The organism is Actinoplanes sp. NPDC049802, assembly GCF_040656595.1.
GTDB lineage: Bacteria > Actinomycetota > Actinomycetes > Mycobacteriales > Micromonosporaceae > Actinoplanes.
The window spans coordinates 18,381-38,881 of record NZ_JBFAMR010000031.1; the positions used below are offsets into that span (position 1 = coordinate 18,381).

At 71.6% G+C, this 20,501-nt stretch carries 27 protein-coding genes and 1 riboswitch; of the genes, 13 read left to right on the forward strand and 14 right to left on the reverse strand.

The window, feature by feature from the left end:
* The first annotated feature begins 104 nt into the window (after window positions 1-104).
* On the forward strand, window positions 105-1,052 hold the full coding sequence (locus tag AB0I88_RS21900; protein WP_361027308.1) for a tyrosine-type recombinase/integrase: 948 nt from the start codon (window positions 105-107) through the stop codon (window positions 1,050-1,052).
* 12 nt (window positions 1,053-1,064) lie between these two features.
* Window positions 1,065-1,214 carry a hypothetical protein gene (locus tag AB0I88_RS21905; protein WP_361027311.1) on the forward strand — a complete coding sequence of 50 codons (150 nt, stop codon included), beginning with the start codon at window positions 1,065-1,067 and terminating at the stop codon, window positions 1,212-1,214.
* Window positions 1,215-1,359: 145 nt separating this feature from the next.
* Here AB0I88_RS21905 and AB0I88_RS21910 read toward each other — a convergent pair whose 3' ends face one another.
* The 6 genes from AB0I88_RS21910 to AB0I88_RS21935 form a co-directional block, all read right to left on the reverse strand.
* A complete protein-coding gene (locus AB0I88_RS21910) occupies window positions 1,360-1,803 on the reverse strand; it encodes a hypothetical protein (protein WP_361027314.1) in 444 nt (147 codons plus the stop codon).
* A 59-nt stretch (window positions 1,804-1,862) separates the two neighbouring features.
* Window positions 1,863-2,375 (reverse strand): GNAT family N-acetyltransferase, encoded by a 513-nt coding sequence (locus AB0I88_RS21915; protein ID WP_361027317.1) that lies wholly within the window; start codon window positions 2,373-2,375, stop codon window positions 1,863-1,865.
* Window positions 2,376-2,388: 13 nt separating this feature from the next.
* Window positions 2,389-3,549: an RNA polymerase sigma factor gene (locus AB0I88_RS21920; RefSeq protein ID WP_361027320.1), complete on the reverse strand. Its 1,161-nt coding sequence runs from the start codon at window positions 3,547-3,549 to the stop codon at window positions 2,389-2,391.
* Between the two features lie 26 nt (window positions 3,550-3,575).
* Window positions 3,576-3,923, reverse strand: coding sequence for a YciI family protein (locus AB0I88_RS21925; RefSeq protein ID WP_361027323.1), 348 nt, complete (start codon window positions 3,921-3,923; stop codon window positions 3,576-3,578).
* Between the two features lie 150 nt (window positions 3,924-4,073).
* Window positions 4,074-4,493: an organic hydroperoxide resistance protein gene (locus tag AB0I88_RS21930; protein ID WP_361027326.1), complete on the reverse strand. Its 420-nt coding sequence runs from the start codon at window positions 4,491-4,493 to the stop codon at window positions 4,074-4,076.
* Window positions 4,490-4,936, reverse strand: coding sequence for a MarR family transcriptional regulator (locus AB0I88_RS21935; protein WP_361027329.1), 447 nt, complete (start codon window positions 4,934-4,936; stop codon window positions 4,490-4,492). Before AB0I88_RS21935 ends, AB0I88_RS21930 begins: the two co-directional genes overlap by 4 nt.
* Before the next feature lie 79 nt (window positions 4,937-5,015).
* On the opposite strand from AB0I88_RS21935, the gene AB0I88_RS21940 reads away from it, so the two are divergent.
* On the forward strand, window positions 5,016-5,543 hold the full coding sequence (locus AB0I88_RS21940; protein ID WP_361027332.1) for a GNAT family N-acetyltransferase: 528 nt from the start codon (window positions 5,016-5,018) through the stop codon (window positions 5,541-5,543).
* Between the two features lie 91 nt (window positions 5,544-5,634).
* Here the strand turns inward: AB0I88_RS21940 and AB0I88_RS21945 are convergent, their stop codons facing one another.
* From AB0I88_RS21945 to AB0I88_RS21970, 6 genes are all read right to left on the reverse strand, one after another.
* Window positions 5,635-6,492 carry a sigma-70 family RNA polymerase sigma factor gene (locus AB0I88_RS21945; RefSeq protein WP_361027335.1) on the reverse strand — a complete coding sequence of 286 codons (858 nt, stop codon included), beginning with the start codon at window positions 6,490-6,492 and terminating at the stop codon, window positions 5,635-5,637.
* Between the two features lie 313 nt (window positions 6,493-6,805).
* Window positions 6,806-7,159, reverse strand: a complete 354-nt coding sequence (locus tag AB0I88_RS21950) for a DUF6204 family protein (RefSeq protein WP_361027337.1) — start codon at window positions 7,157-7,159, stop codon at window positions 6,806-6,808.
* Window positions 7,160-7,176: 17 nt separating this feature from the next.
* A complete protein-coding gene (locus AB0I88_RS21955; RefSeq protein WP_361027339.1) occupies window positions 7,177-7,992 on the reverse strand; it encodes a sugar nucleotide-binding protein in 816 nt (271 codons plus the stop codon).
* Window positions 7,989-8,681 (reverse strand): hypothetical protein, encoded by a 693-nt coding sequence (locus AB0I88_RS21960; protein WP_361027342.1) that lies wholly within the window; start codon window positions 8,679-8,681, stop codon window positions 7,989-7,991. The genes AB0I88_RS21955 and AB0I88_RS21960 overlap by 4 nt, the downstream gene beginning before the upstream one ends.
* A complete protein-coding gene (locus AB0I88_RS21965) occupies window positions 8,678-9,544 on the reverse strand; it encodes an ABC transporter ATP-binding protein (RefSeq protein WP_361027345.1) in 867 nt (288 codons plus the stop codon). The genes AB0I88_RS21960 and AB0I88_RS21965 overlap by 4 nt, the downstream gene beginning before the upstream one ends.
* Window positions 9,541-9,912, reverse strand: coding sequence for a GntR family transcriptional regulator (locus tag AB0I88_RS21970; RefSeq protein ID WP_361027348.1), 372 nt, complete (start codon window positions 9,910-9,912; stop codon window positions 9,541-9,543). Before AB0I88_RS21970 ends, AB0I88_RS21965 begins: the two co-directional genes overlap by 4 nt.
* A 256-nt stretch (window positions 9,913-10,168) precedes the next feature.
* Between AB0I88_RS21970 and AB0I88_RS21975 the strand changes: the two genes are divergently transcribed.
* The 9 genes from AB0I88_RS21975 to AB0I88_RS22015 all read left to right on the forward strand — a co-directional run bounded on the left by AB0I88_RS21975 (window position 10,169) and on the right by AB0I88_RS22015 (window position 18,136).
* Entirely contained in the window at window positions 10,169-12,388 is a 2,220-nt protein-coding gene (locus AB0I88_RS21975; RefSeq protein WP_361027351.1) for a LuxR C-terminal-related transcriptional regulator, read from the forward strand.
* A gap of 400 nt (window positions 12,389-12,788) precedes the next feature.
* Window positions 12,789-13,157 (forward strand): YciI family protein, encoded by a 369-nt coding sequence (locus AB0I88_RS21980; RefSeq protein ID WP_361027354.1) that lies wholly within the window; start codon window positions 12,789-12,791, stop codon window positions 13,155-13,157.
* 435 nt (window positions 13,158-13,592) lie between these two features.
* On the forward strand, window positions 13,593-14,342 hold the full coding sequence (locus AB0I88_RS21985) for a metallophosphoesterase (RefSeq protein ID WP_361027357.1): 750 nt from the start codon (window positions 13,593-13,595) through the stop codon (window positions 14,340-14,342).
* 10 nt (window positions 14,343-14,352) lie between these two features.
* Window positions 14,353-14,937, forward strand: a complete 585-nt coding sequence (locus AB0I88_RS21990; protein ID WP_361027360.1) for a pyridoxamine 5'-phosphate oxidase family protein — start codon at window positions 14,353-14,355, stop codon at window positions 14,935-14,937.
* A gap of 82 nt (window positions 14,938-15,019) precedes the next feature.
* Window positions 15,020-15,607, forward strand: coding sequence for a hypothetical protein (locus AB0I88_RS21995; RefSeq protein WP_361027363.1), 588 nt, complete (start codon window positions 15,020-15,022; stop codon window positions 15,605-15,607).
* Window positions 15,604-15,852, forward strand: a complete 249-nt coding sequence (locus tag AB0I88_RS22000; protein ID WP_361027366.1) for a hypothetical protein — start codon at window positions 15,604-15,606, stop codon at window positions 15,850-15,852. Before AB0I88_RS21995 ends, AB0I88_RS22000 begins: the two co-directional genes overlap by 4 nt.
* Before the next feature lie 24 nt (window positions 15,853-15,876).
* Window positions 15,877-16,620: a metallophosphoesterase family protein gene (locus AB0I88_RS22005; protein WP_361027369.1), complete on the forward strand. Its 744-nt coding sequence runs from the start codon at window positions 15,877-15,879 to the stop codon at window positions 16,618-16,620.
* Between the two features lie 11 nt (window positions 16,621-16,631).
* Window positions 16,632-17,339, forward strand: a complete 708-nt coding sequence (locus AB0I88_RS22010) for a VOC family protein (RefSeq protein WP_361027372.1) — start codon at window positions 16,632-16,634, stop codon at window positions 17,337-17,339.
* 101 nt (window positions 17,340-17,440) lie between these two features.
* Window positions 17,441-18,136: a hypothetical protein gene (locus AB0I88_RS22015; protein ID WP_361027565.1), complete on the forward strand. Its 696-nt coding sequence runs from the start codon at window positions 17,441-17,443 to the stop codon at window positions 18,134-18,136.
* 45 nt (window positions 18,137-18,181) lie between these two features.
* Here the strand turns inward: AB0I88_RS22015 and AB0I88_RS22020 are convergent, their stop codons facing one another.
* Window positions 18,182-18,496 (reverse strand): multidrug efflux SMR transporter, encoded by a 315-nt coding sequence (locus AB0I88_RS22020; protein ID WP_361027375.1) that lies wholly within the window; start codon window positions 18,494-18,496, stop codon window positions 18,182-18,184.
* Between the two features lie 14 nt (window positions 18,497-18,510).
* A riboswitch (guanidine-III (ykkC-III) riboswitch) is annotated at window positions 18,511-18,581 on the reverse strand.
* A gap of 100 nt (window positions 18,582-18,681) precedes the next feature.
* Here AB0I88_RS22020 and AB0I88_RS22025 point away from each other — a divergent pair.
* A complete protein-coding gene (locus tag AB0I88_RS22025; RefSeq protein WP_361027378.1) occupies window positions 18,682-19,452 on the forward strand; it encodes a lysophospholipid acyltransferase family protein in 771 nt (256 codons plus the stop codon).
* Here AB0I88_RS22025 and AB0I88_RS22030 read toward each other — a convergent pair.
* Window positions 19,337-20,281, reverse strand: a complete 945-nt coding sequence (locus tag AB0I88_RS22030) for a helix-turn-helix domain-containing GNAT family N-acetyltransferase (protein WP_361027381.1) — start codon at window positions 20,279-20,281, stop codon at window positions 19,337-19,339. The genes AB0I88_RS22025 and AB0I88_RS22030 overlap by 116 nt on opposite strands.
* Window positions 20,282-20,501: the final 220 nt, after the last annotated feature.

Genomic DNA, 20,501 nt, shown 5'->3' on the forward strand with positions numbered 1-20,501 from the left:
GCCCGGCGGCAGGATCAGCCAAAGCGGGTGAACGCCATCACGAATGTTGATGATTCGCGGCCTCAAGCAGCACAAACGCCGATATTTGCTGCATAATATGTCTTATGCAGCATGAGTCGGTTCTCGAGTTGGTTGACGCGTTCCTAACCGCACGTGCCACCCGGAAGCCTTCGGTGCACACGCTCGCGGCGTACCGTCGGGATCTGCTGTCGGTGTTGCAGTCGGCTGACCCCGCCCCGCTCACCGTGAGTGACCTCTCCCCTCGCGTGTTGCGGGGGGCGTTCGCGCGTTTCGCGGCGTCCCGCTCCCCCGCGTCGGTGTCGCGGGCCTGGTCGTCGTGGAATGCGTTCTTCACGTTTCTGGTCACCGAGCAGGTGGTGGCGGGCAATCCGATGTCGGCGGTGGACAAGCCGCGGCAGTCGGTGCTGGTTCCGAAGCCGTTGCGTGGTGAGGACACGCCCGAGTTGTTGTTACGGGCGGTGAGCAAGGCGGATACGTCGCAGCGTGATCCGTGGCCGGAGCGGGATGTGGTGGTGCTGGCTCTGGCGTTGTGTGCGGGGTTGCGGCTGTCGGAGATGTTGGCGCTGCGGGTGGGTTCGGTGACGGGGCGTGACGGTGAGCGGCGGGTGGAGGTGGCCGGTAAGGGTGGGCGGCCGCGGACGGTGCCGATCGAGGCCGGGTTGAGCGCGGCGGTGGGGCGTTATCTGGAGAGCCGGCGGGTGCGGTTCGGGCGGGTGGGTGCCGTCGCTCCCCTGCTGGTGGATCGGCGTGGTGAGCCGTTGCGGCGTGGTGGGCTGCAGTATCTGGTGCGTTCGTGTTTCCGGCGGGCGGGTGTGGGTGACCGGGTGCCGCGGGGTGCGCAGTTGCATGCGTTGCGGCATACGTTCGCGACGCGGTTGGCGGAGGACGGGGCGAACGCGTCGGAGATCATGCGGTTGCTGGGGCATGCGTCGTTGGCGACGTCGCAGTCGTATATCGAGGTGACGGCGGAGCAGCAGCGTGCGGCGGTGTCGGCTAACCGGACGAATCGGGTGTTGGGCGAGTTGGTGTGACAGAATCCGGCCATGGATGAGGTGAAGTTCAGCAGGCGGGTGTTGTTCGGGCGGGTGCTGTTGGTGGCCGGCGGCGCGGCGACGTTGTTGACGTTGAGTGGTTGTCCGGGTGGCGAGCAGGACGACGATGACGATGACGGTGGCGACGAGGAGGACGACTGACTGAGGGGTACGGCGTGGGCCGTGCCCCTTTTTCGTTGCGCGGTGGGGCGCGGTGGTGAGATCCGGGCGGTGCCGGCCGGTGTTGGAGGTTGCTCGCTGTCTCGGTCAGGCTCTCGGGAGGCCGGGGCGGTGAGGTGATGGGTGCTCACCTGCCGAAGCCTGTCATTTCGCCGCCGTGGCGGTGGGCCAGTGCGGACAGCTGTGCGATCCGGGCGTGGTGGCTGGGGTCTGGTGGGAGGTCCGGAAACGCCGCTGCGATCGACCAGTTGTTCGGCCGGCCCGGGTCGGCCGGGTGGCGGCTCACCTCGCCGCCGAGTGCGGTGAGGGCTGCCATGCAGGTTTCGGTTTCGTCGTCGGGGACGTCGAGGTAGTAGGTGGTTCGGCGTGGCATCGGCTCGGGATAGTCGCCGTGGTCGTCTGCCATCGCCCAGTGCATGCGCTGGCACAGGTCGGCCAGGAGGGCGTTGAGCTCGCCCGGGGTGGCGCCGTCGGGTAGTGGCCCGTGGTGTGTGAGTCGGTTGAGGAGCTGCTCCACCAGGGCCGGTGGCAGTTCGTCGTCGAACAGGTGGCCGTGCACGATGGCGAGCACGCCGAAGATTGCCTGGAGGTCGGATTGCGGGAGTGCCCGGGGCTGGGGTTTCACCTTCGTCAGTTTATTGGTGACGTGGAGGCCGGTTGGGGCGCGCCGCCGTTGCCGAGGGTGATCCAGTAGCGCTTCATGTGGCCGTTGTCGCCGGCGAGGGTGCCGCCGTTGCGTTCGATGGTGCGGGCGGAGGCGGTGTTGCCGCTGGCGCAGAGCAGCAGGACGCGGTCGAGGCCGGTGGTGTGCGCGAGGGTGAGGGTCTGGGCGAGGGCCCAGGTGGCGAGTCCGTGGCCGCGGGCGGAGGGGCGTATGCCGTACCCGATGTGGCCGGTCTGTTCGTTGAGGCGGTGTTGCAGGGTGATGGCGCCGAGGAGGTGGCCGTCTTCGACGATCCAGCGTGGTGTGCTGTGTGGCCGGGTGGTGATGCGGTGGATCCAGGTCGTGAAGCCGGCGGGGGTGTCGGGGTCGTCGGTGGTGGTGATGCCGAAGCCGTCTTCGTGGGTGCCGGGTCCCCAGTCGGTGCGGCAGTCGCGGAAGGCGGTGTGCAGGGTGGTCGTGGGTGGGATCAGTTCAGGCATGTGGCCACGGTAGTCAGTCGGGGTCGTGGGCTCGGGTGGTCAGGTAGTGGCGTTGTGCGGGGTCGGTGGTGAGTTGGGCGGCGCGGGTGTAGGCGGCGGCTGCCTCGGTGTGGCGGCCGAGTCGGCGTAGCAGGTCGGCGCGGGCGGCGTGCAGGACGTGGTAGCGGTCGAGGTTGTCGGGTAGGGCGTCGAGTCCGGCGGCGGGGCCGTGGACTTCGGCGAGGGCGATGGCGCGGTGGACGGCGACGACCGCGGTGGGGGTGAGGGTGTGGAGGTGGTTGTAGAGGGCGAGGATCTGTGTCCAGTCGGTGGGGGTGCTGGTGTGGACGGCGTTGATGGCGGCTTGGATCTGGTAGGGGCCGGGCCGGTCGCGGCGTAGGCAGTCGCGGACGAGTTGGAGTCCTTCGCTGGTGAGGGTGGGGTTCCAGCGGGTGCGGTCCTGGTCGGCGAGCAGGATGAGGTGGCCGTCGGGTCCGGTGCGGGCGGGTCGGCGGGCTTCGGTGAGCAGCATGAGGGCGAGCAGGCCGGTGACTTCGGGTTCGTCGGGCATGAGGTGGGCGAGGATGCGGGTCAGGCGGATCGCTTCGGTTGCGGTGCGTTCCTCGTTGAAGATCAGATACAGGACGAGGAGTACGGCGGGCAGGCGGGCGGGCAGGTCGGCGTCTTCGGGGATCCGGTAGGGGATGCCGGCGTCGCGGATTTTGGCTTTGGCGCGGGAGAGCCGCTGGCCCATGGTGGTTTCCGGGACGAGGAAGGCGCGGGCGATCTCGGCGGTGCTGAGGCCGCCGAGTAGGCGGAGGGTGAGTGCTACCCGGGCGGTGGGGGCGAGTGCGGGGTGGCAGCAGGTGAAGATGAGCCGGAGCCGGTCGTCGGGTACGGCTGTGGTGTCGTCGTGGGTGTCGGGTTCGGTGGGCCACAGTTCGTGGGCTTGGGCGTGTTTGTGGTGGCGGGTGGCGTCGCGGCGGAGGCGGTCGATGGCGCGGTTGCGGGCGGTGGTGATGATCCAGCCGGCGGGGCTGGGTGGGATGCCGTTGCGGGGCCAGGTGTGCAGGGCTGTGGTGAAGGCTTCCTGGACGGCGTCTTCGGCGAGGTCGATGTCGCCGAAGGTGCGGATGAGGACGGACACGGCGCGGCCGTACTCGGCTCTGAAGGTTTTCTCGATGTCTTCGGTCATCGCCGTGTCCGTCCTCGGGGTGTGGGTCAGCCGATGAAGGAGATGGGGCGGACTTCGATGGGCAGGCCGGTGATGTGGGCCATGCGGGCGGCCCAGCCTAGGGCGGCGTCGAGGTCGGGGGCGGTGATGGCGGTGAAGCCGCCGAGGTGTTCCTTGCCTTCGGCGTAGGGGCCGTCGGTGAGTACGGGTTCGCCGTCGTGGTCGCGGACGACGGTGGCGGTGGCGGTGGGGTGCAGGGCGGTGGAGTAGAGCCAGGTGCCGGTGGCTTTCATCTCGTCGGTGAGGGTGGCGAGTTCGGTCATGACGGGTTCGAGTTTTTCGGGCGGGGGCGGGTCGCCGACGGGCTGGTACATGGCGAGCAGGTACTGGCGCATGGTGTGGCTCCTGTCGTGTGCCGGGCTCTGTCGTGGTTTACACGATGGGGCGGGGCTGGTTTCGACATTGTGGCCGCGGTTTTTTCTGGTCGGGTGCGGACAGCATTGTGCCGGGCCGCGGGTGGTGCGGCCCGGCACAATGCGGTCGGTTCAGGCGAGGGTGAGCTGGACGTCGACGTTGCCGCGGGTGGCGTTGGAGTAGGGGCAGAGTTGGTGGGCGGCGTCGAGGACGGTTTTGGCGGTGGTTTCGTCGAGGCCGGGGAGTTCGGCTTCGATGGTGACGGTGAGGCCGAAGCCGCCGGTGGGCAGGGGGCCGATGCCGACGTCGACGGTGATGGCGGTGTCGGTGAGGGTGATCTTCTGGTTGGCGGCGACGCGCTTGAGGGCGCTGTGGAAGCAGGCGGCGTAGCCGGCGGCGAACAGTTGTTCGGGGTTGGTGAGCTGGCCGCCGGGGCCGCCGAGCTCCTTGGGGACGGTGAGGTCGAGGTCGAGGACGCCGTCGCTGGAGCGGACGTGGCCGCTGCGGCCGTCGCCGGTGGCGGTGGCGGAGGCGGTGTAGAGGGCGGTCATCGTGGTCCTTCCGGAGGGGTGGTGGCTCGGCCGCGGGCGCGGCTGAGCAGGTGGTGCAGTTGGGTGAGTTCGTCGAGGGTGAGCCCGGTGGCGCAGACGAGTTGCTGGGTGAGGTCGCCGACGGCGTCGCGCAGGGCGGTGCCGGTGTCGGTGGGGTGGATCCAGACGGTGCGTTCGTCGTGGGTGCCGCGTTCGCGGCGGATGTGGCCTTGGGTTTCGAGGCGTTTGAGTAGCGGTGAGAGGGTGCCGCTGTCGAGGCTGAGGGTGCGGCCGAGGTCACGCACGGTGGTGGGGCCGTCGTGCCAGAGGATGCGCAGGACGAGGTATTGGGGGTAGGTGAGGCCGTGGGGTTCGAGGTGGCGGCGGTAGAGGGCGGTCATGGCGCGGCTGGCCGCGTAGAGCTGGAAGCAGATCATCTGGTCCAGGGCGGTGCTCTCACGCATGACCGGAACAGTAGTGCCCAATTCAGTTGTGCACAACTGAACAGTGCTGTTGATCACCACCGTGTGTGATCATGCGGCCATGTCGTCCATCCGCTTCCTCAAGCTCTCCCCCACCGTGCTGACCGCGCTCGTGGCCGGGGACCTCGACGCCGCCGGCGCGGCCGCCGGGCACCCGCTCAGCGCGTACCTCGTCGAGGAGAACCGGCTCTGGCAGGTGCGCCTCGACGACATCCGCCGCAATCCGGAGGCCGAGGACTGGATCGCCCGCGCCGCGATCGCCGAACCCGGCGGGATCGTCGTCGGCCACGGCGGCTTCCACGGCCCGCCGGACGGCGACGGCGTGGTCGAGGTCGCCTACTCCGTCGATCCCGCCCACCGCCGGCGCGGGCACGCCAAGGCGATGCTCGCGGCACTGCTGCGCCGCGCCGACGACGACCCGCGGATCACGGCGGTACGCGCCAGCATCCGGCCCGACAACGTCGGCTCCCGGGCGGTCATCGCCGGATTCGGCTTCCGCAAGATCGGCGAGCAGTGGGATCCCGAGGACGGCCTCGAAGACGTGTGGCTGCGCCCGGCCCGTCAGAAGCAGACCGGGCCGCCGCGCTGATCGCGCGACGGCCCGGCCGGTATCCGGCTCAGGCGGCAGCGGTCGGGCGCTGCCCGTTCAGGTCGGTGACCGGCCGAAGCCGGCACCCGGCTCATGCGGCAGCGGCCAGGCGCTGCCCGTTCAGGTCGGTGACCGCCAGACGGCTGCTCATGGTGCTGCGCGCGGCGATCTGCGCGGCGTAGGCGGCACGGCGCCGGGCCACACAGCCGTCCTTGCCGGCCGGCGCCCCCTTCTGCTCCATGTGGGTGGACAGGCCGTCGCGCAGCAGGGCCAGCGCCTCGGTGCGCAGCTGCGACACCCGCGACTCGGTGACGCCCAGCTGCGCGGCCACCTCCGACAGCGGCCGCTCCTGCAGGAACGACGCCTCCACCACGAACCGAAGCCGCTGCGGCAGCACCGCCACCGCGTCGTGCAGGTACCCCAGCCGCTCGCGGTGCAGCAGCATCTCCTCCGGGTTCATCGACGACTCGGTGACCATGTCCTCGGCGGCGCCCGCCGCGAAACCCTGCAACGACAGCACCGCGGCACGCTGCACGTCGTCGTCGACGCTGGACAGCTCCCCCACCGCCACACCGAGCAGCTCGGCCAGCTCCTCCGGCGTCGGCATCCGGCCCAGCTGCCGGGTCAGCTCCTCGCGGGCCACGTCGGCGCGGCGGGCCCGGGCCCGTACCGACCGGCTCGCCCAGTCCATGCTGCGCAGCTCGTCGAGCAGGGCCCCGCGCACCCGTACGGCGGCGAACCGGCCGAACGGGATGCCCCGCTCGGCGTCGTAGGCCTGGGCGGCGGTGACCAGCGCGGCGTACCCGGCGGAGGCGAGGTCGTCGCGGTGCACGTGCGGCGGCACCTTGAACAGCATCTCGCGGACCATGTGGCCGACCAGCGCCATGTTGTCGCGGATGAGCTGCTCCTGGTCGCGGCTGACGGACTTCGGCTGCACGGTGGCGGTCATTTCGATTCCCCCTGTGTCGGCTGACCGGCTGACAGGGGGAACTTTTCGCGGCTACGGGTGCAACCGGCGGGCACTCTCGGTTGCCGCTTGGTTGCACCCGGTTTTTCTTCTCAAGTCGGCGGCGGGGCCGCTGCGCACTCGCCGCCACCAGCGAGTACGAGGCCGGGCCGGCCGATGGCGCCTCCGCGCCGCCCGGGGGCCTTACCGGGGCCGGCGAGCACGATCTGCTCGACGGCGGCCTCGTCCGGGCCGATCGGGCCGCGCCGGGTTGCTGCCGCTCGACGAGGGCGAGCGGCAGGAACCCGGCGCCGGCCTAGGGTCGGCGCTGGCGGCCGCGTTTGCCGAGCGGGATCTCCGACATGTCGACGGTCTGCGAGGTGATCCGTTTGAAGCCGTAACCGCGTTCGGTCATCCACGCCGCCGCCTTGGCCTCGGCCCGCTGCGTCACCTTCGGGATCTCCCGTTCGGCGTCGACCTGCTCGGCGAACCGGAAACAGAAGAACGGCCGGGCGGCCAGGTCGTAGGTGAGATGGCCGTCCTCGGTGTACTCCACGGCGAGGATGTCGGCGTGCCGGTCGCCGGCGGCGATCAGCTCGGATCTCTGGGCGTCGGACAGGTTGTCGAAGGACCCGCGGACGGTGACGCGGATCGTGCGGCTGGTGCTCATCGCGCCAGTATCGGCCGTCACCGGCGCTCGGCTCGAACGAATTCCCGCGCCCCGCGTAGCCGCACCGACAGCAGCCCGACCGCCCGGGCGGTGACCAGCCGCAGGTCGGCGGGCCGGGCCAGGCCCCGCCCGGCGAGGCTGGCGGCGGGGATCGCGGCCGCGTCGAGGCCGTCGCGGCGGGCCACCAGCACGCCGAGGTCGTAGCGGCTGATCGCGTCCGGGCCGGCCACGTTGAGCACCCCGGCGTAGTCGCCGCCGGCCAGCTCCAGCAGCGCGTCGGCCAGGTCGTCGACGTGCACCGGCTTGCGGATCTCGTCGGTGAACAGCGCGCCGCCGACCCGGCCGGCGATCAGGTCGTGAGTGAGGATCTCGTGGGCGCCACGGCCGTCACCCATGATGATCGAGGTGCGCACGATCGCGGCGCCCGGGTCGATGGCGCGCACCGCGGTCTCGGCGGCCGCTTTCGCCGCCCCGTAGGGGTAGATCGGGTCCGGCAGGGCGTCCTCGTCGTACTCGCCGTGGCGGCCGGAGAAGATCGCGTCGCTGGACACGTGCACGAGCCGGATCCCGGCGGCGGCCAGCGCCACGTTCGCCGCGCCGTCGGCGGTGGCCGGCCAGTCGTCGCGGTCGCGGCCCGCGGCGGTGTGCACGATCGCGTCCGGCCGGACGTCGGCGATCACCCGGCGTACGTCGGCGGGGTCGCGGATGTCCAGGCGCAGCTCGGAGGCGGACAGCGACGCGCCGACCGGCTGGAAGCCGGCGGCCGCGGCGCGGGCCATCACGCGGCGGCCCAGCGAACCGGTGGCGCCGGTGACCAGCAGACGCCGGGTCACACCGGCACCCGGGTACGCAGCGCGACGTCGCGCAGTGTCGCCCACAGCAGCGCCCAGCCGGCGGCCACCGCCACCACGGTGACGACGACGATCTCCGGTGGGCTGCTCAGGCCGAGGCGGGCGAACGGCAGGCTGAGAAAGCCGTTGGCGCCGCCGCTGAGCGTCAGCACGATCGCGGCCGGCACCAGGGCGGCGGCGCCGGCGGCCTGCCACCGGTAGAAGGCGGCGCCGAGGAACGCGCCGGTCATCATCCAGATCGCCAGCATGCTCGCGTACGCCAGGAAGATCGTCGGATAGTCGTCGACGGCGAAGACCCGGTGATCCTGCAGAGCACGGCTCCAGCCGGCCGCGCGGTAGACCGCCGCCTCCACCGCGTACGCGCCGGTGACCACCGCGGCCAGCACGCCGGCCGTCACGATCTGGAACACCGGATGCTGGACCAGGAACTCGCGGCGGGTCCGGCCGTGGGTCAGGACCGTCGACAGCAGGGCGGTGGCGCTGTAGCCGTAGGCGACGGCGAGCCACTGCAGCACCTGGCCGGTGATGTCGACACCGCTGACGGTGACGTCGGTGACCAGCGCGGCCACCGCCACGAGGACGGCGGTCAGCAGGTAGACGGCGATCAGCACGCCGGTCAGGAAGACGGTGTGGTTGGCGAGCAGGTAGCGGCCGATCGGCCAGCGGCTCACGGGACACCTCCGGTCAGATGGATGAACAGGTCCTGCACGGCCACCGGCCCCAGCTGCAGGCCGTGCCGGCGGGCGGCCTGCAGGTCCTGCTCGGCCAGCGCGCCGTAGACGGTGACCTCCTTGGTCGGGCCGAGGCTGCGCTCGCCGAGCACGGTCAGGCCGGTGACGAAGTCGTCGACCAGTGTCGCCGGGCCGGTCACCGCCACGCCGCGCCCGCGCAGGTCGTCGAGGTCCTCGCGCAGCAGCAGCCGCCCTTTGTGCAGGATCAGCACCTGCTCGAACAGCGGGCTCTGCTCCTCGATGAGGTGGGTGGACAGGATGAACGTGCGCGGGTGGGCCGCGTAGTCGGCCAGCAGTTCGTCGGCGAAGATCCGCCGGCTGGGTGCGTCCATGCCCAGGTGGGCCTCGTCGAACATGGTCAGCGGGGCGCGCGAGGCGAGGCCGACGACGATGCCGAAGGCGGATCGCCGGCCCCGCGACAGGCTGCCGAGGCTCTGCTTGCGGGACAGGCCGAATTTCTCCAGCAGCGCGGCGGCGTACTTCGCATCGTGCGACGGGCGCAGCGCGCGGGCCATGTCGAGCACGTCGCCGATCTTGTCGATGCCGTCGCCGAGGCCGCCGTCGTCGCGGATCAGGCAGATCCGGGTGGTGGCGCGGCGGTTCTCGAAGACCGGCTCACCGTCGAGCAGCACCCGCCCGGCGGTGGGTCTGCGGAAGCCGGCGAGGGTGGCCAGCAGGGTGGTCTTGCCGGCGCCGTTGCGGCCGAGCAGGCCGTAGATGTGCCCGGCGGGCAGGTCGAGGTCGAGGCAGTCCAGGGCGGTGGTGTCGCCGTAGCGGACCCGCAGGTCGGTGGTGGTGATCATCGGCCGTCTCCCGGGGAGGTGAGCTGGTTGATGCGGGCCACGATGTCGGCGACCGGGATGCCCAGGGCGCCGGCCTCGGCGACCATCGGCTCGAGCACCTCGGCGAAGAAGCGCTCGCGCCGCTGCTCGCGCAGCCGCCGCTGGGCGCCGGCGGCGACGAACATGCCGACGCCGCGGCGTTTGTAGATGACGCCCTCGTCGACGAGCTGCTGGAACGCCTTGGCGGCGGTGGCCGGGTTGATGCGGTAGTAGGCCGCGTACTGATTGGTGGACATCACCTGCTGGTCGGCCGCCAGCACACCGCGCAGCACGTCGTCCTTGATCTGGTCGGCGATCTGCCGGTAGATCGGGCTGCGGTCGTCGAACATGGTTCATTAGTACAGTAATGAACCACAGAACGTAAAGGCCGGCCGGTGGACGCCGGGACGACAACGCACGAGAGGCACGAGAGGCCCGGCGACGAAAGACGCCGCGGCCGGTGCCGGAGGCCAATGGAAAGGGGGGCGACCGGCGGCACCGACCGCGGCGAGCGGACGAAGTCTCTCATGATCATGACAACTGTCGCATCTGGACAATCGCCTAGGGGGTACCGAACGTCTACGCGAAAACCGGTATGGTGCGTCGATGATCGGGGACCGCACCGGCAGCCTGCCACTCGACCTGGGCCCATTCATCGGCCGCGACGACCTTCTCGGCACCGTCACCCGGCTGCTGGAACGGACCCGGCTGCTCACTCTCACCGGTCCCGGCGGCGTCGGCAAGAGCTGGCTGGCCCTACGCGCCGCCGCAGCAGCCGACCACGTCCGCTACGCCGACCTGGCGGCCCTGCACGACCCCGCCCCGGCACACCTGTGGGCCCACCTCGCGCTCGCCCTCGGCATCCGCCACCACGGCGCCGCCGGCCCCGACGTGGTCCTCGCCCACCTCGGCGCGCAACCCGGCCTGCTCGTCCTGGACACCTGCGACCAGGTCGTCGACCAGGCCGCCGACGCCGTCACCACCCTGCTGCGCGCCGCACCCGGGCTGCGCATCCTCGCCACCAGCCGGCAGCGCCTCGGCGTCGACGGCGAGCACACCGTCACCGTGCCGCCGCTGGCCGGACCCGACGCGGCCCAACTGTTCACCGACCTCGCCCAGGCCGGCGGCGTCTCCCCCGCCGCCCTGGCCGACACCGGCGCCGTCGCGCGGCTCTGCGAACACCTCGACGGGCTGCCGCTGGCGATCAAACTCGCCGCCCGCCGGGCCCGCACCATGTCACTGACCGAACTGACCGACGGCGTCGCCGACCGGTTCAGCCTGCTCACCGGCCTGAACCGGGTCGTCGAGCTCAGCTACCGGCAGTGCACCGCACCCGAACAACAACTGTGGCTGGCCACCTCCGTGTTCGACGGCCCGTTCACCGCGGCCGCCGCCGCGGCCGTCGCCGACCCGGCCGCCCTCGACGGCCTGGTCGACAAATCCGTGCTGATCGCCGCCACCGACACCCACCCGGCCCGCTTCACCATGCTCGCCACCCTCCGCGAGTACGGGCTGCGGCAACTCGGCGAACAGGCCGGGCAGGCCCGCGACCGGCACCGCGACCACTACCGCGACTGGCTCGCCCGCAGCGCCGCCGGCTGGCTCGGCCCGCACGAACTGCAGGTGCTCACCACCGTCCGCGACGAACTGCCCGACATCGTCACCGCCATCGACCACAGCCTCGCCACCGGCGCGTACGCCGACGCCCGCGCGATGGCCCGCGACCTGGTCCGCACCCGCGCCCCCTTCTTCTGGGGCTTCCTCGACATCGCCGCCACCCGGCTCGAACGCACCCTCGGCCCCGGCCCCGGCGACGACCCGTTCGGGTACGCCGCCACCGCCGCCACCGCCGCCTGGATCGCCGCCGCCCGCGGCCGCCGCGACACCAGCACCGCGCTGCTCGCCGCCGCCCGCGCGGCCGCCGGCGCCGACATCCCGCCGATCCTGTTCGCCGCCGGCGCCGCCGCGATCCTGCTCGACGGCGACCCCGCCGCCGTCGACCTGCTCGCCGCCGCCCAGGCCGCCGCCGCGGCCGGCGGCGCCGGCCTGGCCGGCGACCGGCACATGGCCCGGCTGATGAAAACGATCGCCGCCGCCTTCACCGGCCACCCGGACGCCACGGCCTACGCCGCCGAACACCTCCACGACGCCGAACAGGCCGGGGCCCCGTGGGCACTGAGCTGGGCCCTGTGGAGCTGCGCGCACACACACTGGCTCGCCGGCGACCACGACACCGCCGCCGGCCTGCTCGAGCGCAGCCTCGGCATGCAACGCTCCCTGGACGACCAGTGGGGCCAGATCTGGGGCGTCGAACTCGCCGCCCTGATCATCGCCGCCCGCCTGCCCACCGCCGGCGACCCCCACGGCGAGCAGGCGCCCACCGCCGGCGACCCGCACGAGCAGGCCCGGCGCGCCACCTGGCTGCTCGGCGCCGCCCACGCCCGGCGACTGCGCCTCGGCGTCGACCTGACCGGCATGCGCCCGCTCGACACCGGCCGCGCCCGCGCCCTGACCGCCATCGAGAAGCTGATCGGCGCGGACGACGCCGCCACCGAAGCCGACGCCGGCGCGCACGGCCTCGATCACGCGCTGCGGGTGGCCCTCGACGAACCCGTCTCCCGCCGCGCCTCCGCGGCACCCGGCGGCGGCCTCACCACCCGCGAGAAGGAGATCAGCGGCCTGCTCTCCGAGGGACTCACCAGCGCCCAGATCGGGGCACGGCTGCGCATCAGCGCCCGTACCGTCGACACCCACATCCGCAACATCGGCGCGAAACTCGGCCTCGCCAACCGGGCCGCCATCGCCGTCTGGGCCGCCCGGCAGTAACCCGCACGGGCCGCTGCGGCCCAGCGGCCGGTCGTGCCCGGCCGGCTGCCAGGTTTGACCCTGCTGACCGTCTGGTTCTCCCGCACCTTCCCGAGGCCCGGACCGCACGCACATTGGCTCTGCGTGGTCACTGGCGAGGGCCGCAGCGGTGCTCGGAGCGCACGAACGAGGCGCTGTGTGCGCCCACCCGGTCGGGCAGGCCGCGCTCGGGTTGCTCGGGACGGAGGGATGCGGTCTGGGCGGTTTCGCCGCGGTCGGGGGTGGTGGCTACAGGTGGGTGGGGGTGACGGCCGACCGGGCCGGCGGAAGATTATTCCGGGGTGGTGTCCGATCGGGGGTGGACCGTTCGTGGATGTGGTGAGTGGTGGCCGGCAGAGGCCACCGGAGTTGAGGAGCACAGATGGCGCAGTTTCTGATCTCGTTCGATGACGGGTCGATGGATCACATCCGGGACGAGGACTTCCCGGAGGTGGGTGCGGCGTCGCATGCGGTGGTGCAGGAGGCGATCGACGCCGGGGTGTGGGTGTACGGCGCCGGGCTGCACCGGCAGCGGGCGAGCGTGGTGGGCGCCGACGGGACGGTCGTGGACGGCCCGTTCCCGGAGACCAAGGCGGTCGTCGGCGGCTTCTCCGTGATCGACGTGGGCTCCCGGGAGGAGGCGCTGGCATGGGCGGCGAAGATCGCCGTCGCGTGCCGGTGCGCACAGGAGGTTCGGGAGATCATGCTGGATCCGGAGTCGGAGCGGATGCTGCGCGAGGCCGGCCGGTAGGCAGGCGTTCAGCAGGACCCGGACGGGGCGGTGTTCGAGCAGGTCGGCGGCCAGGTCATCGATGCGTGTGACGGCGCCGGCCTCTCGGAGCGCCCGGGCCACGGCCGTGTGATGTTCCGGCGGTGGTGTGTGGTCGCCGAGGACGGGGAACGCCAGGAGCAGGTGGGCGGGGTCCGGGCAGAGCATTTCCCACCGCAGTCCGGGTCGCCCGGAGTAGGGGCGCGGTCCGGGCAGGGCATTTCCCACCGCAGTCCGGGTCGCCCGTACGGTGGCTGGGTGGTGAGGTTTTGCAGGGCGGCGTCGTCGCAGCGCCAGTCGATGCCGCTGTCGCATGTAGGTAGGCGGGCTCTCGGGTGCGGGCCACGCACACATCGGTGATCATGAGTCGGTGAGCCGGTTCTTCGGAGTTGACGATCTGACACGGGTGGTGCCGGGGTGACGACGGTCGTGGTGATCGGTGATGTGGGCGGGTGCTCGGCGCAACTGCGGCAGGCGCTGGTCCCCGTGGTGGGCGAGCCGGACACGGTGGTGGTGCAGGTCGGTGATCTGGTGGACCGGGGCCCGGACACGCCGGGCGTGCTGCGGATCGTGGGGGAACGCCTGGAGCAGCGGCAACCGCGGTGGGTGCAGTTGCTCGGCAATCATGAGGCGCCGTATGTGGGTGGCGAGCCGTTCTGGCCGGAGCCGTTGGCGCAGCCGGACGCGCGGCTGCTGCAGAACTGGTGGCTGACGGAGCGGTTACGGGTGGCCGCTGCCGTGCGTACGCATGAGGGCGAGGATTTTCTGATCACGCATGCGGGATTGTCGGTGGCGGCGTGGCGGGAGCTGGGTGAGCCGGTGACCGCGGCGACGGCGGCGGAGTTGCTGAACACGAGGCCGGAGCCGTTGTTGTGGGGTGATGGCGGGCCGTTGTGGGTGGAGCCCGCGCAGTTGTACGGGCCTTGGCTGGCCGAGTGGCCACCGTTCTCGCAGATTCACGGTCATTCGGCGATCGTCAGTTATCAGCATCAGAGCTGGATGTGTGAGGAGCGGATCCGGCAGCGGTCGACGGTGGATTGGCACGCACGGCGGACGACGACCAGAATCGGGGCGGGCCTGTTCATCGCGGTCGATCCGAAGCACGGCCGGACCGGCGCGCTGCGATGGTCGCCACTGGTGCTGCGCGACGCCGAGTTGCTCGTGTGAGGATGCCCGCATGGGTAAGGAATACGAGCGGATCTCGGGTCGGCTGCGGGATTTCATCGAGACGCAGCCGGTGTTCTTCACGGCGACGGCGCCGCTGTCCGGCGATGGGAAGGTGAATCTGTCGCCGAAGGGCGTGCGGGGTTCGTTCGCGGTGTTGGATGAGCGGACGGTGGCGTATCTGGATTTCGCCGGCAGCAACGCCGAGACGATCGCGCATCTGCGGGAGAACGGCCGGATCACGTTGATGTGGTGCGCGTTCGCGGGGCCGCCGAACATCGTGCGGATTCACGGCCGCGGTGAGCCGGTGTTCCGCGATGATCCGCGGTGGGCGCGGCTGATCGCCTACTTCCCTGAGGTCGATCATTCGCAGCACGGGTTGCGGGCCATCGTGCTGGTGTCGGCGGAGCTGATTCGCGACACGTGCGGGTATGCGGTGCCGAACATGTCGTACGACGGGGATCGGGATCTGCACGCCAAACGGTTTGCGCGGGAGGACGACGCATCACTGAGCGCCTATTTCGCGAAGAAAGATCATGTCGCGGTCAGCATGGACGGACTGCCCGGGCTGCCGCTGCCCCTGCCTCCGGCGCCGTGAAGTTCGCGGTGCCACCACCAGCGGCGCCGGCGTGCTCGGGCCGGGTGCGGCGGTGACGGCCGCCTCGAAGGACAATCGCCGGATGTTGTGGAACGAGGCGGCTTTCGGCCTGGTCGGCGGGCCGGGCGACGAGGTCGGGGTGCGGGCGCTGCCGGCGGCGGTGCGGGAGTGGTACCGGTTCGGCGGTGACGAGCGGATGGCGGCCGTCTGCCGCGACAACCGGGTGACCCGGCTGGCCGGCCTGCGGTGCGACGGCGGACCGCTGGTGCTGGAGTCGGACGGTCAGGGCTGCGGTGACTGGACGGTCGACCCGGATTCGCCACTGGACGATCCGCCGGTGCTGTTCGGCGGGTCACGCTATGCGGACCATTTCTCGGAGTACGTCTTCGCGCGCTTGTGGGAGACGTCGCTGTGGCGCGAGCGCGGCACCCTGACGGAATTCGATCATCGGCTTCCGGATGGTGCGATCGCCGCGCTGGGCGGGTGGTTGCGGCCGTTGCCGGCGACGTACGGGTGGGCGCTCAACCAGCCGTGTGATGTCACGTACCGGTTCGAGGGTGAGGCACGGGTGGCGGTGGCGGTGTCCGGCGGGGTCGCGCTGTGGAGTGTGGTCAGCGCCGGCTCCGAGCAGGTGCGGGAGAATTTCGCCAGAATGGTGGGTGCCCGGTGAGAGGGCTGCCGGAGTTGCCTCCGGAGGCGGCCGGGTTGCTGGCCGAACTGGCTGCTCCGCCACGGCTGCGGGCGCATCTGCGTCTGGTGTACGCGGTGGCGTGCGACGTGACGGCCTGGCTGCAGCCGTCGCATCCGCGGGTGGTGTTCGACCGGGAGGCGTTCCTGTCGCTGGACGATTTCCTGCAGCAGGTGGCGGCCGGGGCGGATGAGCGGCCGGCGTACCGGAACGGGTTTCCGGTCTGAGCTTTGATCTTGCAGGATGGCCGGATGCGAATCGCGGTGATCTCGGACGTGCATGGGAATCTTCCGGCGCTGGAGGCGGTGCTGGCGGCGATCGAGGACGAGGACGTCGATCTGACGGTCAACCTGGGTGATCTGCTGTCCGGCTACGTGGACCCGGCGGGCACGGGGGACCGGCTGATGGCGCTGGGGCTGCCGACGGTGGCGGGCAATCACGAGCGGCAGCTGCTGACCTTCGGCCCGGAGCGGATCGGGATGGCCGACCGGGTGACCCGGCAGCTGCTCTCCGGGCGGCATCTGGCCTGGCTGCGGTCGCTGCCCGCGGTTCTGTCGCCCGCGCCGGGGGTGCTGGCCTTTCACGGTACGCCCAGCGACGACCTGTGCTACCTGATGCACACGGTCGAGCCCGGCGGGGCGCGGGAGGCGACCGTCGGCGAGGTGGTGCGGCGCCTCGGCGACGTGTCCGGGTTCTCGCTGCTGCTGTGCGGTCACACGCATCTGGCCGGGTCGATGCGGCTGCCGGGTGGGGCGCTGCTGGTGAACCCGGGCAGTGTGGGCTGGCCCGCCTACCGCGATGACGAACCGTTCGCGCACCGGATGGAGGCGGGATCGCCGCACGCGCGGTTTGCGGTCGTCGACGACGTGTCGGGCCGGTGGGAGGTGACGTTCGCGGTGGTCGAGTACGCGTGGGAGACCGCGGCGGTGGCGGCCGAGGGGTTCGGGTGCCCGGATGTGGCCGCAGCGCTGCGCACGGGACGGGTGAGCGCGTGACGGTGCGGTGGATGACCGGGTTCCTGGACACTCCCGGCCGCGACGGGATCGACTTCTGGCTGGCGGTGACCGCCTCGACGTTGTCGCGGTGGCGGCAGGACGGCACGTTCGCGACGCTGCAGCCGCCGCAGGGGGACGCGTTTCTGCGGGTGCAGGTGGTCGGGGACCCTCCGGCGCGGGCGCATCCGGATCTGCACGTCGACGATCTGCCGGCGGCGTCGCACCGGGCCGTCGCGCTGGGCGCGGAACTGGTGGAGACGGCCGAAGGGCTGACGGTGCTGCGGTCGCCCGCCGGGATCCTGTTCTGCCTCGTGGCGTGGACCGGAGAGTCGGTGCGGCCCGGCGCGCTGGAGTGGCCGGGCGGGCAGCGCAGCCTGGTGGACCAGCTGTGCCTGGACATTCCGGACAGCCGGCATGCTCGGGAGGTGGAATTCTGGGGGTCGCTGACCGGGTGGCAGCGGCGGCCGTCGGATCTGCCGGAGTTCTCGTATCTGGTGCGCCCGGACGGGTTGCCGTTGCGGTTGCTGTTGCAGCGTACCGGCGGCGAGACCGCGGGGGTGCATGTCGATCTGGCGTGCGACGACGTGGATGCCGAGGTGGCACGGCATGTGGCGCTGGGCGCGCGGGTGGTGCGGCGGGTGCCGGGTGACTGGACGACGCTGCTGGATCCGGCGGGGCGGGAGTACTGCGTGACCGGCCGCTCCCCCACCACTACATGATCACTTCGGTGTGGTGCGCTGTTGTTGTCGGTGGGTGCTGGTAGAAAGAAGCCGCTCTCATACAGGCGTACGAAGGTGGTTGGGTGATGACGGCGGCAGGTGTGGAGGCCGAGGGGCTGGCCACGGAGCAGTTGGAGCAATTCCGGGAGGCCCTGGCGGCCGGGCGCAAGCCGCGGGTGCAGTTCACCGAGGCGGCCGGGCAGATCGCCGGGCAGATCGGGCAGGTGGTGGCGCTGGAGGATCCGGCGGTCTCCGACGAGTGGGTGGTGGTCCGGTTCGGGCGTGACGAGTTGCCGTTCTCCCCCAGCGATCTGCGGGTCGCGCCCAAGGGGGTGCCTGCGAAGAAGGCGGCCCCGGCGCCGGAGCCACCGGCCGAGCCGGTGCTGTCCGGGCCCGAGTTTCTGATCGACAAGCCGCTGCCGCCGAAACCGCCGGCCCAGCGCAAGAGTGAAGAGGTTGTTCCGGTGAATCAAGCCAGCGAGGCGGCGGCGCCGCGCAAGGCGGCCCGCCCGGCGAAGGCGAAGCCGGCGCCGGGTCTGACGGTGACGCTCGCCTACGGCGAGGGTGAGTGGACGGTGGCCGCCAACCAGGGGGCCAAGGCGCTGGCCCGCCCCTATGTGATCAAGCCGGCGGAGGCGCTGAGGATGGTGCAGCTGATCGACGTGCCCGGCGTGCAGGAGGCGGTCGAGCAGATCCTGGCCGCCGAGCGGGCCGAGGCACAGCAGCAGGCGCAGCGGTTGCGGGCCGAGCTGGCCGAGGTGGAGGCCCGGCTGGCGGAGTTAGGAGAGGTCGGCTGACCGGCGGTGTGATCGGGGCGGCGAGCCGCCGCCCCGATCCCTGCCTCAGTGGAAGTATTTGAGCCCTGCGACGCCGCAGATGACCAGCAGCAGGCAGACGATGCGCGGCAGGCTGGCCGGCTCGTTGAGGGCGATCATGCCGACCAGGGCGGTGCCGACCGCGCCGATACCCACCCACACGGCGTAACCGGTGCCCACCGGGATGGTGCGCAACGCGAAGCCGAGGCCGAGCATGCTGAGGGTGACCGCGACCCCGAACACGGCGGTCGGCAGCGCTCGGGTGAAGCCGGCGCTGCGGTCCAGGGCGATCGCCCACACGGTTTCCAGCAGACCGGAGACGATCAGCACGATCCAGGCCACGACGAACTCACCTCACGGCGGTCGTCTTGTCAGAGCCGGGTACGACGCGCACTCGTCCGGGGCAGGCCGCATCGTGCGGCGCCGTCTCCCAGCGTAGCCACGGGTGGTGTGGGCGGCCCGCGGTGGTGGCTCACCTCACCGCCGGATAGAGGACGATCTCCCGGGCGTGCAATCATTTCCGCCTCATGAAGACGTCACCTGTTTGGCGAGTGCCGCGGCTGTGGCGGCTGCTGCTCGCGCTGTCGCGGATCGTGGTGTTCCCGCTGGCCAGACTGCGGGTGTCGGGCAGCATGCCGGAGCAGTTGGCAGGCGGGCCGGTCATCGTCGCGACCAACCACGTCAGCCCGTTCGATCCGGTGGTGCTGATGGCGGCCTGCCACAAAGCCGGGATCGTGCCACGGTTCATGGCCACCGGTGGTGTCTTCCGGGCCCCGCTGGTCGGATCGGTCATGCGGCACTGCGGGCACATCCGCGTCGACCGCAACAGCGCGCACGTCGCCGACGCGCTGCCGGCCGCGGCCAAGGCCCTGGCCGAGAACTCGGTGGTCGTGGTCTATCCGGAAGGGCGCATCGGCCTGGACCCGTGGATGTGGCCGGAACGCGGCAAGACCGGCGCCGCCCGGATGGCCGCCATGTCCGGCGCGCCGGTGCTGCCGGTCGCCCAGTGGGGCACCCACGCCGTGATCCCCTACGAGGCGCCGAAACGGCTCGGCCGGGCCCTGATCAAGGCACTTTTGCGGCGGCCCGTGGTGCGGGTGCGCTTCGGTGACCGGCCGGTCGACCTGGCGCCCGCCGAGATCGGCACCCCCGGGGCGCAGGCCCTGCACGCCACCCGCCTGATCATGGAGGCTGTCGACGAGACCCTGACCCCACTGCGCCGCGACGAGATGCGGACGCCGAAGGTGGTCGACACGTCGCGCCCGCACGACATGACCCGGGTACGGCCACGGCCGTGACCAGCACCTTCTCGAAAGCCAGCTGGTTGTAGGCGTTGTCGCTGTAGCCGCCGATGTCGTCGTACCCGGCCGACCGGTACAGGGCCAGCGCCCCGGTCAGCAGCGGATGGGTGCCCAGCCGGACCGTGTCGATGCCGTGGGTGACCGCGTCGCACTCCAGCCGGGCCAGCAGCTTGCGGCCCAGGCCGAGGCCACGCGCCTCCGGGGCCACCCACAGGTGGCGGATCTCGGCGATCCCCGGGCCCAGCCGGATCCACAGGCCGCAGCCGACCGGCCGGCCGTCCTCCAGCGCGAGCAGTTGCGTGCCGGTGACCTCCTCCGGCCGGGTCAGGACGGCCGCGTCGAACCCCTCCGGGAAGGTGGCGTCCAGCTCGGCGGCGTACCGCGACAGGCACTGCCGGGCGGCCGGCGAGCCGGGCGGCACCGCCTCGACCACGACGGCGGCCGCCCGCAGCACCGCCCGGATCTCGTCCTGCGCCGCCAGCAGCCGGCGCCGCTGCCCGGCGGTCAGCTCCCCCAGCAGGGCGGCGATCCCGGCGTCGGTGTGCCGCTGCAGCTCGGCGCGCTCCCGGCACCCGGCCGCGGTCAGTTCGGCGTGGTCGTCGTGCAACAACACCAGATTCTGTACGGCCAGCGCCTCCAGTTGCCGCACCACGAAGGCCCGGTCGAGACCGAGACGGGCGCACAGGCCGCCGACAGTGCTGTAGCCGCCGATCTCGGACAGCAGCCGGGCCTGCTCCTGACCCAGACGCCGGTCGGTGAACACGCCGAGGCGCTGGGTGTAGTAGCGGTTGAAGTCGCGGACCCGCTCGATCTGCTCGACCTCCACCAGCAGATGCTAGATCGCGGTTCCGGGCCGGTCAGACAGATCGAGGATTGGTTACCGTCGACGGCATGTGACTGCGCGGTTACAGCCACGACGTGACCGGCGACGACCGCTGCCGGCCGAACACCGTGCGCTCGGGATCTCGGCGTTGCCGCGGCCGGCCCGGCCGCGAAGACTCCTCGGCGACCGCCGGAGGCTCCCCGATGCCGTCCATGAGCGCCAC